Genomic DNA, 13,837 nt, shown 5'->3' on the forward strand with positions numbered 1-13,837 from the left:
TCATGAAACAACGCATAGGGGCGTTAATGGGTTCGCAGCACCCCTTTGCCTCTCATAGACGAAAGCATGAAGTTTAAAACTAACGCCAGAAGTAATAGGACAATCCCTAACGCTACACCTTGAGCAAAAGCGCCTTTATGACTTTCCATTGCGATAGCGGTAGGGATATTTCTAGTGAGTCCCATAATATTTCCCCCAACCATCATTGAGCATCCCACTTCTGTGACAATGCGGGAAAATCCAGCGACAACGGCTGCTAGTAATGGGAAACGAGATTCCCAAATCAGCGTCATCAACGTACGAGTTCTCGACACCCCTAGAGTAATGGAGGTTTCCATTGCTCTTCGGTCTGTGCTTTGTAAAGCACCGTGCATCATAGAAACCAGAACTGGAAAGCAAATTAGCATTTGCCCTATGATCATCGCCTTTTGGGTAAACAACATCTGCCAGTCACCTAATGGACCTGAGCGAGAAAGCAGCATGTAAAGCAGTAATCCGATGACCACAGTAGGGATAGCTTGTAGCGTATTAACTAAAGATAACAGCATCCATTTACCGGGGAAGTTACTATAGGCGAGTAGGTAAGAAAATAAGATAGCTGGCAAGACCACCAAAGAGACGGCGGAAATAGAGACACTAAAAGACACTGCGACAATTTTCCACAGCTCTCGGTCTAGGCTAAATAGGAGGCCAAAGGCCTCCATGGTCGTTTCGGTAATACTCATTAACGATTGGATTTCTCTGCATTGGCAACAAACAATTGTTCACCCATTTTGCGATAGCTGTTAATCATTGTCTGACCTTTGTCTGAAATTAGCCACTGACTTAGTGCTTTCGCTCCCTCGGTATTCAGTGTTGGGAAGCGAGTAGGATTAACCAAAATGACTTGATAAGGGTTAAACAGCTGCTTATCTCCTTCAAACAGCACCGCTAAATCGAGTTTCGCTTGGTAGGCAAGCCAAGTTCCACGGTCCGTCATGGTGTAGCCCTGCATCTCGGACGCCATGTTGAGTGTTGGTCCCATGCCTTGTCCAACAGAACGGTAACCTCCAAAGTTTGGTTCAATTTTTGCCTGCTGCCAAATTTGCAGCTCTTTCTTATGTGTGCCGGAATCATCGCCTCGTGAGATGAAAATAGCATTGGTTTTGGCGATGCTATCGAACACTTGGTCAATACTTTTTTGGTCATGTACGTTGGCTGGATCTTTTTCAGGGCCGACGATAACAAAGTCGTTGTACATTACTTTGTGCGGCTCGATGCCGTAACCTGCTTCTACAAATGCAGCTTCTGCTTTAGGCGCGTGTGTCATGACAAGATCCACATCGCCATTTTCGCCCATTCGAAGGGATTTTCCGGTGCCAGCGGCAATAATATCCACTTGGTATCCTGTTTCTTTCGTAAATTCAGGTAGTAGGTAGTCTAATAAACCAGAATGATATGTGCTTGTGGTTGTCGCAAGTCTGACGTGAGGCAGTTCGCTTTGAGGAGTCTCTGCATAAGCCGATACAGAAAGTACTGCCACGGAAAGGGCTGAAACCATCAAATGAGGGAGCTTCATAATGTTATCCATTTTTGTCTATTTTTATAGGAGAGCGTAATGCTCGGAGTGACACAGCATATTAAGCAAAGACAATGCCATAATTTTTATAGGAAAAAAGTGGCAAAGTGCGACATTTTGCTAAATTTTCCGAAAGGTAAACTACAATTAATTTGAGCTGGGACAAAATGTCGCAATATTAATGAGGATGTTTTGACTCAGGTTGGTACACTCTGTCTCAAATAGGAATAATAACAAGTATTTATGACATTCTTTGACTCTTCTGAAAACTCCCACGCGCAAGCGTCCCCTTATCTTGCCTTTTCGGCCCTTGTCGTTGACGATGAAGTTGGCATGCAAGCGGTATTAAAAAAAGCGCTCGGTAAAGCTTTTGGTCATGTTGACACCGCCGGTAGTGTGGAGGAAGCGGAAGCACTGCGGCTTAAGAACCACTATGATTTGATTATCCTAGACATAAATTTACCGGGACGTTCAGGTATTGAGTGGGAAGAAGCCTTCAATGATGCGGATCGCAAGGCCGATATCATCTTTATGACGGGTTATGCTGAATTAGAGGTGGCCATTAGCGCACTTAAATTGGGCGCGTCGGATTTTATTTTGAAGCCATTTAATCTTCAACAAATGCTTCAAGCTGTTAGCCGTTGTATGGACAAGCGTTCCGCTGAACGTGTTACCGCAGCATTAAGTCATGATATTAACCGTCGAGTTTCCAAGGAATTAATTGGCTCCTCTATTAAAACCACGCAGCTTAAACAACTCATCAGTCAATTTGCGCCCTCAAAGGCGTCGGTGTTAATAGAAGGTGAGTCAGGTACAGGTAAAGAGTTAGTGGCAAGAGGGCTACATGATGCCAGCAAACGAAAGGGTCCTTATGTGGCGATTAACTGTGGTGCATTAGCACCAGAGTTACTGGAAAGTGAACTGTTTGGTCATGCGGCAGGCGCGTTTACTGGCGCTAAGAAAAGTCGTGAAGGGTTATTTAGAGTGGCCAGTGGCGGCACATTGTTTCTAGATGAAATTGGTGAAATGCCATTAGCTATGCAAGCATCATTATTGAGAGTGCTTGAACAGCGTACTGTGAGACCCGTTGGTACTGAGCGAGAAATCAGTGTAGATGTTCGAATCGTCGCAGCCACCAACCGAAATCTACAACAAGAAGTTGAAGATGGTAAGTTTAGGCAAGATCTATTCTATCGTTTAAATGTGTTAAAGATCGAAGTTCCGGCATTGCGCACACGACTCAGCGACTTAAACGAGTTAGTCCCGTATTTAACAAGAATGTTGGCGAAAGAGTTGGGCGTTACCGAGCCAAACTGGGCGCATGAAGATATGTATGCCATGCAAGATTATGATTGGCCGGGTAATGTACGAGAACTTAAGAATATGTTAGAGCGCTGTATACTGCTTAATAAGCCGCCAGCGCATTACTTTAGAGAGCTAAACGGCCCAGCGGTCAGCGCTGCGATAACGTTATCATCCAATGATATCACCACGCTTCCTGCAACAAGCGGTTCTGGTGAGTCTCAATTTGGCTATCCGGATTCATGGTCCTTAAAAGATGTTGAGAAGGCGCACATACAACAAGTCATGGATTTCCATTCTGGTAATAAGTCTGCCGCGTCTCGTGATTTAGGTGTCGCAAGGAAAACACTAGAGCGTAAGTATAAGGAATGGGATGAATGCAGGCTGTCGAATGAGGATTAATAGTTATTTAGTCAGCCGATGGCGATTTCGTACTCAGACAATGGTACGTTATCGATTGTTATTTCTTACGTCTGCTCCCATTGTCCTTACTCTAATTGCCATGTTCGCGATTACGGCCTATTGGTCTATTCACTATACATGGCAAAGTGCTTTGGTTGATGTTGGTGAGCGGCTGAATATTGTCACCGACAAGCTGGATAGCTTGCAAAATGAGCAGCACGAACACCTACAGGCGTTCTCGGAATCGTATGAGTTTCGTACGCGGCTTGCTCATATACAGTCTTCTCAAGAGTTTGATGAATGGGTTAAGTTGCAAAACTCGCGTTATCAACTCGATTTTTTACGCTGGATTCCAATTCAAAGTTTATCCAATATAAAAGGTACCGTTAATCCACAAACCGACTCTCGTCACTATCAAAAGATGGCGAGCCAACGATCTTTTTTTGATGTATTGAAACGTGAAGATGCTTTTGCTTTAGAGCCTCAAGTTGCTGAGCATTCTGAGGTGCGCCATCAGGCGACGCAAGCATTAGAAACGCGTTCGTTGGTTAGCCGCTCGGTAATTATGATATTTGATGATACGAGTAACGTGGTTGGTTATCTTGATGGTGGGGTATTGCTCAATAATAACCTTGAACTTGTTGACAGCATTCGGGACACCATTTACTCAGAAACAAGCCAAGCTCGCCATGTTAAGGGTACCGTAACCATCTTTTTAGAAGATTTACGGGTGGCGACGAATGTTCCGATTGAAGCGTCATATCAAGGTCGCCGAGCAATAGGCACTATCGTCTCTGACGAAGTACGCAAAAGTGTCCTTGAACAAGGACAACGTTGGATCGATAAAGCCTATGTCTATGATACTTGGTACATTGCCGGCTATGATGCACTACGTGATATGGATAATAATATTGTCGGTATCGCTTATACTGGCTACCGAGCATGGCCATTGCTAAAAACCTATTTAACCAATGTCGGTGAGGTGACTGCCATCATCGTCACTATATTATTACTGTCTGGATTTATTGTTTACCGCGGTGCGCGTGGTCTTTTTAAACCCATTGAGCAAATTCACCGAGTGGTGAAAATGGTACAGCTTGGTAAAGACGAAGAGCGTATCGGTGATATTGGATTAGATAGTCAGCACGAGTTAAGTCAACTTGCTCGGCAATTCGATAACATGCTTAATCAGTTACAATATCGCAATGAGCAAATTCAAGAAGCCGCTCATGAGCTAGAAGCTAAAGTGGCGTCAAGAACCGCGAGTTTGAAGGACAAAACTGAGCAGCTAGAGCTGCACATTCACTTGTTGAATCAAACCAAAGATAAGCTAATTGTTAATGAAAAACTGGCGGCTTTGGGGGAGCTAACGGCAGGGATTGCTCATGAAATTAACAACCCTACCGCTGTAATTTTAGGTAACGTGGAATTGCTAAAATTTGAGCTTGGTGATGATGTTAGCGCCGTTGAAGAAGAGGTGGACGCGATCTTAGTGCAGATTGACCGCATTCGAAACATTACCCGAAGTTTACTGCAGTATAGCCGACAAGGTGGCGTGCAAGATGAAGTGACCTGGCAGCACGTTAACCCCATTGTCGATGAGAGCGTGACTCTCGTTCGTACGGGTTCAAAGAAGCGAGATGTCGAATTTTACGTGGACTTACATGCGAAAACACCAGTAGAAATTAACCGTCACCAATTGCTGCAAATTTTGGTTAACCTGCAAATGAACGCGATACATGCGATGCAGGGCAAGGGGCGTCTTACAGTATTAAGTGAAGACTGGATTGAAGGAAGCGAAAAAATTGGCGCATTAATTCATATTATCGATGAAGGTTGTGGAATTTCAGATGCTAATTTGAAGCGAATCTTCGACCCATTTTTTACCACTAAGCGCGACGGTACTGGATTGGGTTTATCCGTATCGCAAAGTATCTTGAGTCAAACAGGTGGTGAGATAAAAGTAAAATCCGAGCTAGGTAAAGGAAGCCAATTTACCTTGTACTTACCAAATAAAACCGATCATCATCTACTAGTTAGCAGTTAGCAGTTAGCAGTTAGCAGTTAGCAGTTAGCAGTTAGCAGTTAGCAGTTAGCAGTTAGCAGTTAGCAGTAGGGCAGTCATGGTGGCTTGGCTGCCTTACTATCTAACACATTCAGTACTCCATTCTAGCCGCATAACGAGTTCACCTGCGGGGACTTGGGATTCATCAAGGTTAATACGAGCCCAGATCTTAACGATATTATCATGAGCGAGTTGTTGATTATCTAGCACAACTCCGTCTCTCCAATACTCTATATCGCCTTCATAAGTTTGCGGTACCTCAACTTTAAATCGAATAAGATCTGGCGATAGTCGAGATGCCCATTCGCCAAAATCGGCATAATTTAATTTGAGTCGTATTTGTCCTCGTTCAATGTTGTTCTCAACCTCTAATTGTATCGCTCGACCCGAGTAATACTGTCCAAAGGAAAGTTCGCCGCCACTATCTATCACTTCAATACCACAGCGCTTAGGAACGTGAGCTTTGAAATGCAATTCACTGGGGGCTGCCATCGTTTCACTAAGTGGCATCAGCATACAAACAATAGTAAGGGAAAAAAGTAGATTTTTTATCATCGATGTATCACACCATTAGCTGAACAAGGAAATCGCGCACCGCTTCATCCAATTCAGCTAACTCACTACGAACGCTATCACGATCCTGATCTACTACATACATGGTTTTAATGACCACGTTTTTGTGGTCATATTGATATTGAATTACAGCGTCGCAATGAACGGTTCGTTCGCCTAAGGTGTCGACAGTTCTCGTGTAATTGACACGGCTGGTTTGTTGGGCGGTTTTTATTAATGTCCAATCTAGAAATTCACTATTTGCTAATGCGTCAAACAGTCGCAGTCCATGAGCGTTCAATGCACCTTGGCAAACCAATTGATAATGGGCGGTTTGCTCAGGTGGAAGTACCTGAGCGTAACTATCAAACGTAATTAATGAATTAAACGTAAGCAATGAACTAAACAGTAACGTGTTTTTCAAAATATTCCCCTTAAGAAATACAATAAGCCGTCCATTCTGTCTCAAGTACGATGTCCTCTTTCGCTACCGCATCGGCTTCGTCGAGATCGACTTTGGCTTGAATTTCGAGTTTATGCCCTCCGCCAAGATCGTCGTGATCAAAGGTTTGCCCTACTAACCAATCAGATACGGAACCTTCTTTGGTAATATCCCCAGAAACCTTAAAGTGAAACAATCGATTATGAATAGGTGCAAAATAGTCTTCATCATCGAAGTCGATATCAGTGAGTTTTAATTGAACTTGACCATCATGGCTGTTGTTAATAATTTTAATTTCTGCGGCTTCTTGCCCATAATCTCGAAATCCTAGAGTACCATTTTCTTTTTCTACTTTTATTCCACACTGAGACTCGACATTTGCTCTAAAATACACTTCTCCAGTATCGTTGCTATCGGCATAGCTGTAGCTTGTGAATGTGAGTAGAGATGTGGCAAGCAAGCTTAGAGTAAGGGTAGGAACGCTCACTTTTTTTGTATTGCTATTTATAGTCATGTTTACTCCGCAAATGACGTGTTGGTTTGTTTCATCTGTAATAGCCGCTGCTTCTCTGCTGCTATTTGTAGTAGTTTCAGTTCATGCTCCGCTTGAGCGAGCTCTTCTTCACGTTTTCGCTGTAGCATTTCATAGCGATACAACTTGGTACAATCAATACGATCCTCTCCACCAAACTGAATAGTGACCGCGGCGTAAATCCCTTTATCATCTTCATTGTAATAATTATGGTAAGGGTCATAGCCGCTACCATCGTTGTATTGGTTATCGGCACCGCTGCTTCCATAGGTTCCTACTTGAAATGTTTTACCTGTAGATACGGCTTGTTCACAGCTTGCGCCGCCGGAAGTGCGAATCCTGTCGGTACCCGAGGGGTTTGATACCGACGGAATAGGGTTAGCAAAGGCAGCGTTTGATAGAACGAGCACGCATAAAACCAAAAAATGTTGGAATTGCATAGTCAGTACCTTTTAAACGTCAGTTGGGTACAGACTTCATACGTATTAGGTGAATCAGACACCATCTTGGTGCAAATGTATTTCTCTGACGTGGTACCCGAAGGGGTGTTAACCGTGACGTCGAGTTCAATTTCTTCGTTAGGCTTCAATGGGATCTTCTGAGGAAAGACTTTCTTGTCAATTCTCAGAAAATAATTGGCATTGATGTTTGACCGGTTCAATAGCGTGAATTTGACTTGAGTTTTGTCTGAGTACGCGTCAAATGACGTGTTTTTCCACTTGTGTACATTGGCTTGAGTTACGAATGATGTGGTTAGCATCAGTAAACCGATGGATGGTATTAAAAGTCGCATTTCATCACTCTTTGTTTGAATTAATAGTGAATATTAATGCGACACCAGATAGATTAATTACCATTTCATGCCATCGAAGAAATAATAGCGAATAGGTAAAGGTGGGATTAAGGTTGGCGATGAACCTTATTTAAGCTAAGAATTGTTTTTTGATATAGCTTTGGTGTTAGGCCACTGATTCTTTTGAAAGCACGGGAAAAATGAGAGATATCAGAATACCCGAGTTGGTTTGCAACATGTGTTAAAGAAAGTTCTTCTCCCATCATTTCAACAGCGACGGTGAAAAGAAGGTTGTCTTTTATATGTCTAAAGTTTGTTTTCTCTTCATTAAGGCGTCGTTGTAATGTCCGTGGAGTCATGCGCAGCAGTTTTGCCGCTTGTTCAAGGGTTAAATTGTGCTCACGAACATAAGGAAGTAGGGAAGTGAACACCTTGTCGGTAAAGTTGGCGTGCCAAGTCACTAGCGGTTCTTGTTTGGCGATATCTTTACTAGTGATTCTGACGCTTTGCTTGAGTATATCGTCATCGATCAAAATCGCCATTTTATCATTGCCAACGAAGTATTGGATGTCTTTGCCAATGGTCAAATTAAACACATCGATATTGCTTGATTGAAGCTTCACTTGTTTAGGTGACCAATTTGTTTTGGTTAAAGCGCGGATAAATTCAATCGCATACATTAAGGCAAAGACTTCAGACCATAAGTAAAGTTCGTTGTCTTCAAATGGCTTATAACGCAGATACCAAGTTCTTCCATGCACTTCCTCTACACCTGTAGTCGTACCGACTGTATCGTATTGATAGATCATATTTGATGAGATAAGTGCTTCTTTTACCGTAGAAAATTCTTGAAACTCCCCTAGTAATTTAGGTACTAATTTTTGCCTGATTGCCACTTTTAGCAACTCGCCAAAATTCGTTGTGCCTAATTGATGCGCCGACAAAAACAGCAATCGGCGAATGGGCTCAACGGGTAAAAACTCATTGTCTAAATCATGAAGATCGGGTGGCAACCCTGACTCACGGATAAGCTGATGGGCGTCGTAATGGTTTTCTGCAAGTAGTTCGATGATGATCCTTGCGTAACCCGATTTAATCATGGGTACGGGTTCAGTATTTTTTGTATCACTGAGCGTCGATGTCATCCGGAGTGTTCCTTTTACTAATTTCCCACGTTAATGATTATAATCATCGGATGATTGGCGCAATATGGCAAGTTTATTAGGGCGATTCTTTTATTCTTTATAACAACGAAAAGTAGTACGGCTAATGGTCGGTATGGTCACAAAAATATCGTTTTTTCAATGTATTACTGTTGATCGCTAGCATATTTAGTCTATATATAACGATAGAAGAATTGTTGAAGGTTGTCGCAAGGAAGACAAAATGAGTAAAGAAATTGAGCCAAAATGTGATGCCGAAGAGCAGGTTTCGGATAAGGACGCTGAGCAAGCGAGTCAAGAAGGGCAAAACAGCCAGCAACGAGTAAGAAAAGTAACCAATTTGCTTCTTGGAGTCGTCGCCCTATCAGTAGTCGTGAGTATTGCGTCAGATCGGATAATTCCTACAACTGACAATGCGCGAGTCAAAGGCTATGTGGTTCCAATTAAGCCACAGGTGTCTGGTCAGGTGACGGATATACTGGTGAGGCCTAATCAATTGGTCGCAGAAGGGGACGTCTTAGTCACTCTTAACCCTGTAGATTATGAAATTGCGGTAAAAAAAGCCGAACAGGACTTAGCGATCGCGGGTCAGAATGTTGGGGCTCAAACGGCATCAATCGCTGCGGCGCAAGCCCGACTTACGAGTGCTTCAGTTGAAAAAGACAATGTTGAACTGCAAACCCGGCGTGTACTTGCTATGGCGGAAAAGGGGGTCATTTCAGTTTCTGAAGCGGACAAGTCTCGTGCTGCATTGGCAAGAGCCCGTGCGAATGTCCAAAATGCGCAAGCCGATCTTGATAAAGCCAATAAACAATTAGGCAGTGCTGGAGAAGAAAACAGTCAAATCAAAGCAGCGTTGTTGGCGTTAGAAAAAGCTCAACTTGATTTAGCGCGAACAACCGTTCGTGCTCCTACGAATGGCGGCGTGTCTAACTTCAGTCTATCGGAAGGCTTTTACGCCACCACTGGGCAGCCAATGATGACATTTATTTCTACAGACTCAATTTGGATTGAAGCGTATTTCAGAGAAAATAGTTTGGGTAATATCCAAGCTGGTGATGAGGTTGAAATTGCATTAGATTTTGCTCCAGGGAAAGTGGTTAAAGGAACGATTTCAAGTGTGGATTGGGGCGTAGATTGGGGTCAAAGTAATCAAGCTGGGAAATTAGCACAAGCAAATAATCAAACAGGTTGGCTACGCCAAACACAAATGTTGCCCGTTATGATTGAATTCAATCCAGAAGATACCAAGGGGCAGCTACGCATTGGCGGTCAAGCCGATGTTGTTGTCTATACTGGCGATAATTTTGTATTCAATAGCTTAGGTAAACTATGGATTCGATTTGTCAGTTGGATGTCTTATGTCCGATAACGTGGAGTCGAGAAGCCATAGCCCAGAGTTGGTGTCTAGGCTATTAGAAACTAGATTACAAGAAACTCGGATTTTGCGCTTTGCTTTTGGTGTTGGGATAGCGACTTTTCTGGCGGCTTGGATTGATTGGCCTCTTGCCTTTGTTGCCCCGATCTTCACGGCTAAATTTCTCTTTGAGAAAAAGACCATGAATAAAAGCGTGGTGTATGAATTGCTGCTGGCGATGATTGCTACTGTAGCGATTGGCATTGTGTTGAGTATGGGGTTTTCTCACTATCCAATTCCACTGCTTATCGGTGTCGGTGGGCTAATGACGTTAGGTTATTATCTGTTCCTAGATCCTAAGTGGAATCTGTTTGCAACAATCTTACTAATGGCGGTATTAATGCTGCCATTTATGGCGATAGACAGTCCTGCTGTTGCCGTTTTTCTTGGGTTTGGGTTAAGTGCATCGGGTGCTGTGGCGGTGGCGGTTTTTGCTCTAATGCATATTTATCTTCCTGAAACTGAAGTAGAGCAAGTTACACCAGCGACTCCAGCGATGACCGAGGAGTTTCGGTGGTTCTCTGCGATGCGTGCCTCAATTATTGCCTTGCCCGTTGTGGTGTTTTTCTTCGTATTTCAAATATCAGAGGCATTATTATCGATGATATTTATCGCCTTGCTATCATTGATGATTACAGGAGAAAAGTCGATAAAGCTTGGCGCTTTTTTATTGATCAGTAATGCAATAGGCGGCGTCATTGCCATTGGTGTGTTTGGTGTATTAGCACTGGTACCAGCAATGACCTTTTATACACTGTGCATTAGCCTCATGGCCATTGTGTTCGGGAAGAAAATGTATAGCGAACCGACTAAAGCGCCAATATATAGCACGGCATTTAATACCGCGTTAGTACTGATTGGAACAACCATGATGAGCTCAGGCGTAATCGACGAAAAAATGTGGATTCGCCTTGGTTTGTTGCTCATTGTAGCGATATACATGGTTGTTGCTGCGTATTTTATTGAAACGAGAAACTGGCAAATATTAAAATTTAATGGGCAGATGATGAAGCCTGAAAGTAGATAAAAATTAATATAGTTCAATCGCCATATGATGAATTAGGAACAGACAGTATGTGGAAAAGGATTTCGTCACTCCTCCTTGCCGGAGTGGTTATTGGTTGTACATCGAATGCCCATTTAGCGACGATATCAGATGATGCATGGACGGCCGCACTTATGGAACAGAGGAGATGGCGGGCGCCGGATGATCTAAAAAGTGATTACCTAAAGCTCGCTTCAGAGACTGAGTTACCAGCACAGAAAGCGTTAGTCAAGGTAATCGGCACGGAAACCGATGTTGCCATAAAAAGTTTAGCGAGCAAAATTTACCTGATAGAGAACGCAAAACATACCATTGACATTACTTACTATATTTTTGCCGACGATTTAGCGGGGCGTGCGACATTAGGTGCACTATGCCAAGCCGTGCAACGTGGCGTTGATATTAGGATAATGGTCGATAGCTTAGGCTCCTATAGTATGAATAATGGTAACCTAAAAGGGTTAATGCAATGCGAGAAACAAGCGGGATATGTTACCGATCGACAAGGTAAGCTAACCTCCCAAAAAGCGCGGGTTCAAGCGGTCGTATTTAATGCATTAACTCAAGCGGACTCAAAGTGGAATCATCGTTCACATGACAAGTTATTTATTGTCGATGCCGCATACAGTGATAGTGCCTATGTGATCACTGGTGGTCGAAATATGTCTCTTCATTACTATGGTATTGATGCTAAGGGTCAGCCAGATCCAACCTCATTTCGTGATATTGAGATTGTGGTTAGACCGCCTATTGCTGCAACACCAGAGGAGTCTCCGGCTCAGTTAAGTGAATACTATTTTTCCGTGTTGTTTACTAAGCCAGGTAACAAGAAGCTGGATACATGGACAAGTTACAACAAGGACAAGCAGCATCTTCTTACGTCACTAGAGGTATTGCATCAATTGCCGGAATTTAAGCAGGCCTATGAAAATATCGATGACTATTTAACACAAGATTATTACCTAAGCCACGCTAAGTTTGCCCATGAACTGGATAATCTCAATGCGGAAGATGAAGTGAGTCAATACTCGAGTAATAAACGGGCCAATGCGAATTCCATTAGTGGAATCCTAGCTAAGGTTGCTTACTCCAAACAAGATGTGAAAACGATTAAAATTGTTTCGCCTTATCTGTTTTTACAATCTGATTTACTTAAGGATGAAGGCGTCCTAGAGCGTGATCTCAATACGACGTTGGCATGGTTGGAAAAAGATCCAGAGCGACGTATAGAGGTTATCACTAACTCAGTACTCACTAGTGATAATTATTTCACCCAAGCTGTTATTGATATGCATACTGCGCCAAATATCTTAATGATGGACAGCAATACGCAACAACAATGGTTGGATGATGAGGTTGAAAATAATGAGCAAAACCCTGAGTTCATTCAGTCGAATGGGTGGAAGAAGTTAACGCAGCATCCTCAAGTTAAGTTCTATCAATTAGGAAAACAAGACTCGATTCTCATTGGCGGTGATAAGTATTATGGAAAGTTACACGCTAAGTTTTTAATTATCGATGATAGCGCATTCGTGGGAACGACCAATTTGGATTTTCGTTCGCTTTTGTACAATAACGAAGTGGGTTTTTTTCTCAGTGGCGAGGCGCTCGTTAAGCAGCTTACTTTACAGTTTTCGCTACTGAAACAAGACTCTTTACAGTGGGGAAGTGCCGAATGGTTGGAAATGAGGTACAAATTGAGGGAGGCGGGTGGCTCAAAAGGCCGAACGTCAAGTCGCCAGCGTGGGATCTTCGAAACTCTTGAGTCAACCGGATTAAAATATCAGTTCTAACCGCGCAGCAAGTCATTAATTCACACCATTACTTGTTCACCAACAATCTTTGAATTGTCGTAAAATGATAAGTAACGATTTCAATCCCGAAATATTATACGCCAAGCTAGCAGAAGCTTGGCGTTTACTATTTAGGAGACTTGATTTTGACAAAAAAACTGATTTTTCTTACGACGCTTCTTGCGTCTGGGGGAGCTATTGCGAATAGCTCTGGTGGGAATGACGTGTATTTTAATACCAATATTGCGAGTCAATGTGGGGTAACGGTAGTGGATGAGAGCGGAACTATCGGTGAGTTCCATGGTGAAGATAGGGTATCTTCCGATGATGATCCCGCTTCCGCTGATATTATTAATAACGTGGTAGATACAATTTCTGTGTCAACAGTCGTAGATTATCAGGATGGGAAGTTACTAGATATTAACGGTGATCCGTTTTTTAATTGGACCATTGTTGATACTTCTCGCGACAAAATTATAGATACAGGCGATTTGACGAGTAATAGCTTCGAATTTGATGTACCGCGGATTCAAAATGTTACTAATATTAAAATTTACGTCAATCAAAACGGTCAAGATGAACTGACAGCTGGTAGCCATACGGTACAGTTCTCTTTGAACGTAGTGTGTGCTGGGGCGAGTTAATGCCGGGTAAAGAGATAGGTGAATTATGGTCGTATTGTTTAGAGTACAAGATATAGAAGAACTATGGTTTCATATTGATCTCGCGACGTTTCTTCAAGTCAAACGAGGTTAAATGGAATAAAGAGGGGA

The 13,837-nt window shown here is 42.8% G+C and carries 14 protein-coding genes; 6 read left to right on the forward strand and 8 right to left on the reverse strand.

The window, feature by feature from the left end; all coding sequences use genetic code 11:
* Positions 1 to 23: 23 nt before the first annotated feature.
* Both L4D05_RS22405 and L4D05_RS22410 read right to left on the reverse strand, forming a co-directional pair.
* Positions 24 to 725, reverse strand: a complete 702-nt coding sequence (locus tag L4D05_RS22405; RefSeq protein ID WP_250619059.1) for an ABC transporter permease — start codon at positions 723 to 725, stop codon at positions 24 to 26.
* On the reverse strand, positions 725 to 1,558 hold the full coding sequence (locus L4D05_RS22410; RefSeq protein ID WP_428752470.1) for an ABC transporter substrate-binding protein: 834 nt from the start codon (positions 1,556 to 1,558) through the stop codon (positions 725 to 727). The genes L4D05_RS22405 and L4D05_RS22410 overlap by 1 nt, the downstream gene beginning before the upstream one ends.
* A gap of 243 nt (positions 1,559 to 1,801) precedes the next feature.
* Between L4D05_RS22410 and L4D05_RS22415 the strand changes: the two genes are divergently transcribed.
* Together L4D05_RS22415 and L4D05_RS22420 are read left to right on the forward strand one after the other, a co-directional pair.
* Positions 1,802 to 3,262 (forward strand): sigma-54-dependent transcriptional regulator, encoded by a 1,461-nt coding sequence (locus L4D05_RS22415; RefSeq protein ID WP_428795327.1) that lies wholly within the window; start codon positions 1,802 to 1,804, stop codon positions 3,260 to 3,262.
* The gene (locus L4D05_RS22420) at positions 3,252 to 5,309 is read left to right on the forward strand and encodes a sensor histidine kinase (protein WP_428795328.1); all 2,058 of its coding nucleotides are present in this window, start codon (positions 3,252 to 3,254) and stop codon (positions 5,307 to 5,309) included. Before L4D05_RS22415 ends, L4D05_RS22420 begins: the two co-directional genes overlap by 11 nt.
* Positions 5,310 to 5,405: 96 nt before the next feature.
* Here L4D05_RS22420 and L4D05_RS22425 read toward each other — a convergent pair whose 3' ends face one another.
* The 6 genes from L4D05_RS22425 to L4D05_RS22450 form a co-directional block, all read right to left on the reverse strand.
* Positions 5,406 to 5,882 (reverse strand): hypothetical protein, encoded by a 477-nt coding sequence (locus tag L4D05_RS22425; RefSeq protein ID WP_428795329.1) that lies wholly within the window; start codon positions 5,880 to 5,882, stop codon positions 5,406 to 5,408.
* 7 nt (positions 5,883 to 5,889) lie between these two features.
* On the reverse strand, positions 5,890 to 6,303 hold the full coding sequence (locus tag L4D05_RS22430) for a hypothetical protein (protein WP_428752467.1): 414 nt from the start codon (positions 6,301 to 6,303) through the stop codon (positions 5,890 to 5,892).
* Between the two features lie 10 nt (positions 6,304 to 6,313).
* On the reverse strand, positions 6,314 to 6,835 hold the full coding sequence (locus L4D05_RS22435) for a hypothetical protein (protein WP_428752466.1): 522 nt from the start codon (positions 6,833 to 6,835) through the stop codon (positions 6,314 to 6,316).
* A 2-nt stretch (positions 6,836 to 6,837) separates the two neighbouring features.
* A complete protein-coding gene (locus L4D05_RS22440; protein ID WP_428752465.1) occupies positions 6,838 to 7,293 on the reverse strand; it encodes a hypothetical protein in 456 nt (151 codons plus the stop codon).
* 2 nt (positions 7,294 to 7,295) lie between these two features.
* Positions 7,296 to 7,646: a hypothetical protein gene (locus L4D05_RS22445; protein WP_265677043.1), complete on the reverse strand. Its 351-nt coding sequence runs from the start codon at positions 7,644 to 7,646 to the stop codon at positions 7,296 to 7,298.
* 107 nt (positions 7,647 to 7,753) lie between these two features.
* Positions 7,754 to 8,791, reverse strand: coding sequence for an AraC family transcriptional regulator (locus L4D05_RS22450; RefSeq protein ID WP_428795330.1), 1,038 nt, complete (start codon positions 8,789 to 8,791; stop codon positions 7,754 to 7,756).
* Positions 8,792 to 9,032: 241 nt separating this feature from the next.
* On the opposite strand from L4D05_RS22450, the gene L4D05_RS22455 reads away from it, so the two are divergent.
* From L4D05_RS22455 to L4D05_RS22470, 4 genes are all read left to right on the forward strand, one after another.
* Entirely contained in the window at positions 9,033 to 10,181 is a 1,149-nt protein-coding gene (locus L4D05_RS22455; protein WP_428752463.1) for an HlyD family secretion protein, read from the forward strand.
* Positions 10,171 to 11,253 (forward strand): DUF2955 domain-containing protein, encoded by a 1,083-nt coding sequence (locus tag L4D05_RS22460; protein ID WP_428795331.1) that lies wholly within the window; start codon positions 10,171 to 10,173, stop codon positions 11,251 to 11,253. The genes L4D05_RS22455 and L4D05_RS22460 overlap by 11 nt, the downstream gene beginning before the upstream one ends.
* Positions 11,254 to 11,300: 47 nt before the next feature.
* The gene (locus L4D05_RS22465; RefSeq protein ID WP_428795332.1) at positions 11,301 to 13,064 is read left to right on the forward strand and encodes a phospholipase D-like domain-containing protein; all 1,764 of its coding nucleotides are present in this window, start codon (positions 11,301 to 11,303) and stop codon (positions 13,062 to 13,064) included.
* Positions 13,065 to 13,210: 146 nt separating this feature from the next.
* On the forward strand, positions 13,211 to 13,708 hold the full coding sequence (locus L4D05_RS22470; RefSeq protein WP_428752460.1) for a hypothetical protein: 498 nt from the start codon (positions 13,211 to 13,213) through the stop codon (positions 13,706 to 13,708).
* Positions 13,709 to 13,837 lie beyond the last annotated feature (129 nt).

The sequence above is a fragment of the Vibrio nomapromontoriensis genome (assembly GCF_050337205.1).
GTDB classification, from domain to species: Bacteria; Pseudomonadota; Gammaproteobacteria; order Enterobacterales; family Vibrionaceae; genus Vibrio; species Vibrio nomapromontoriensis.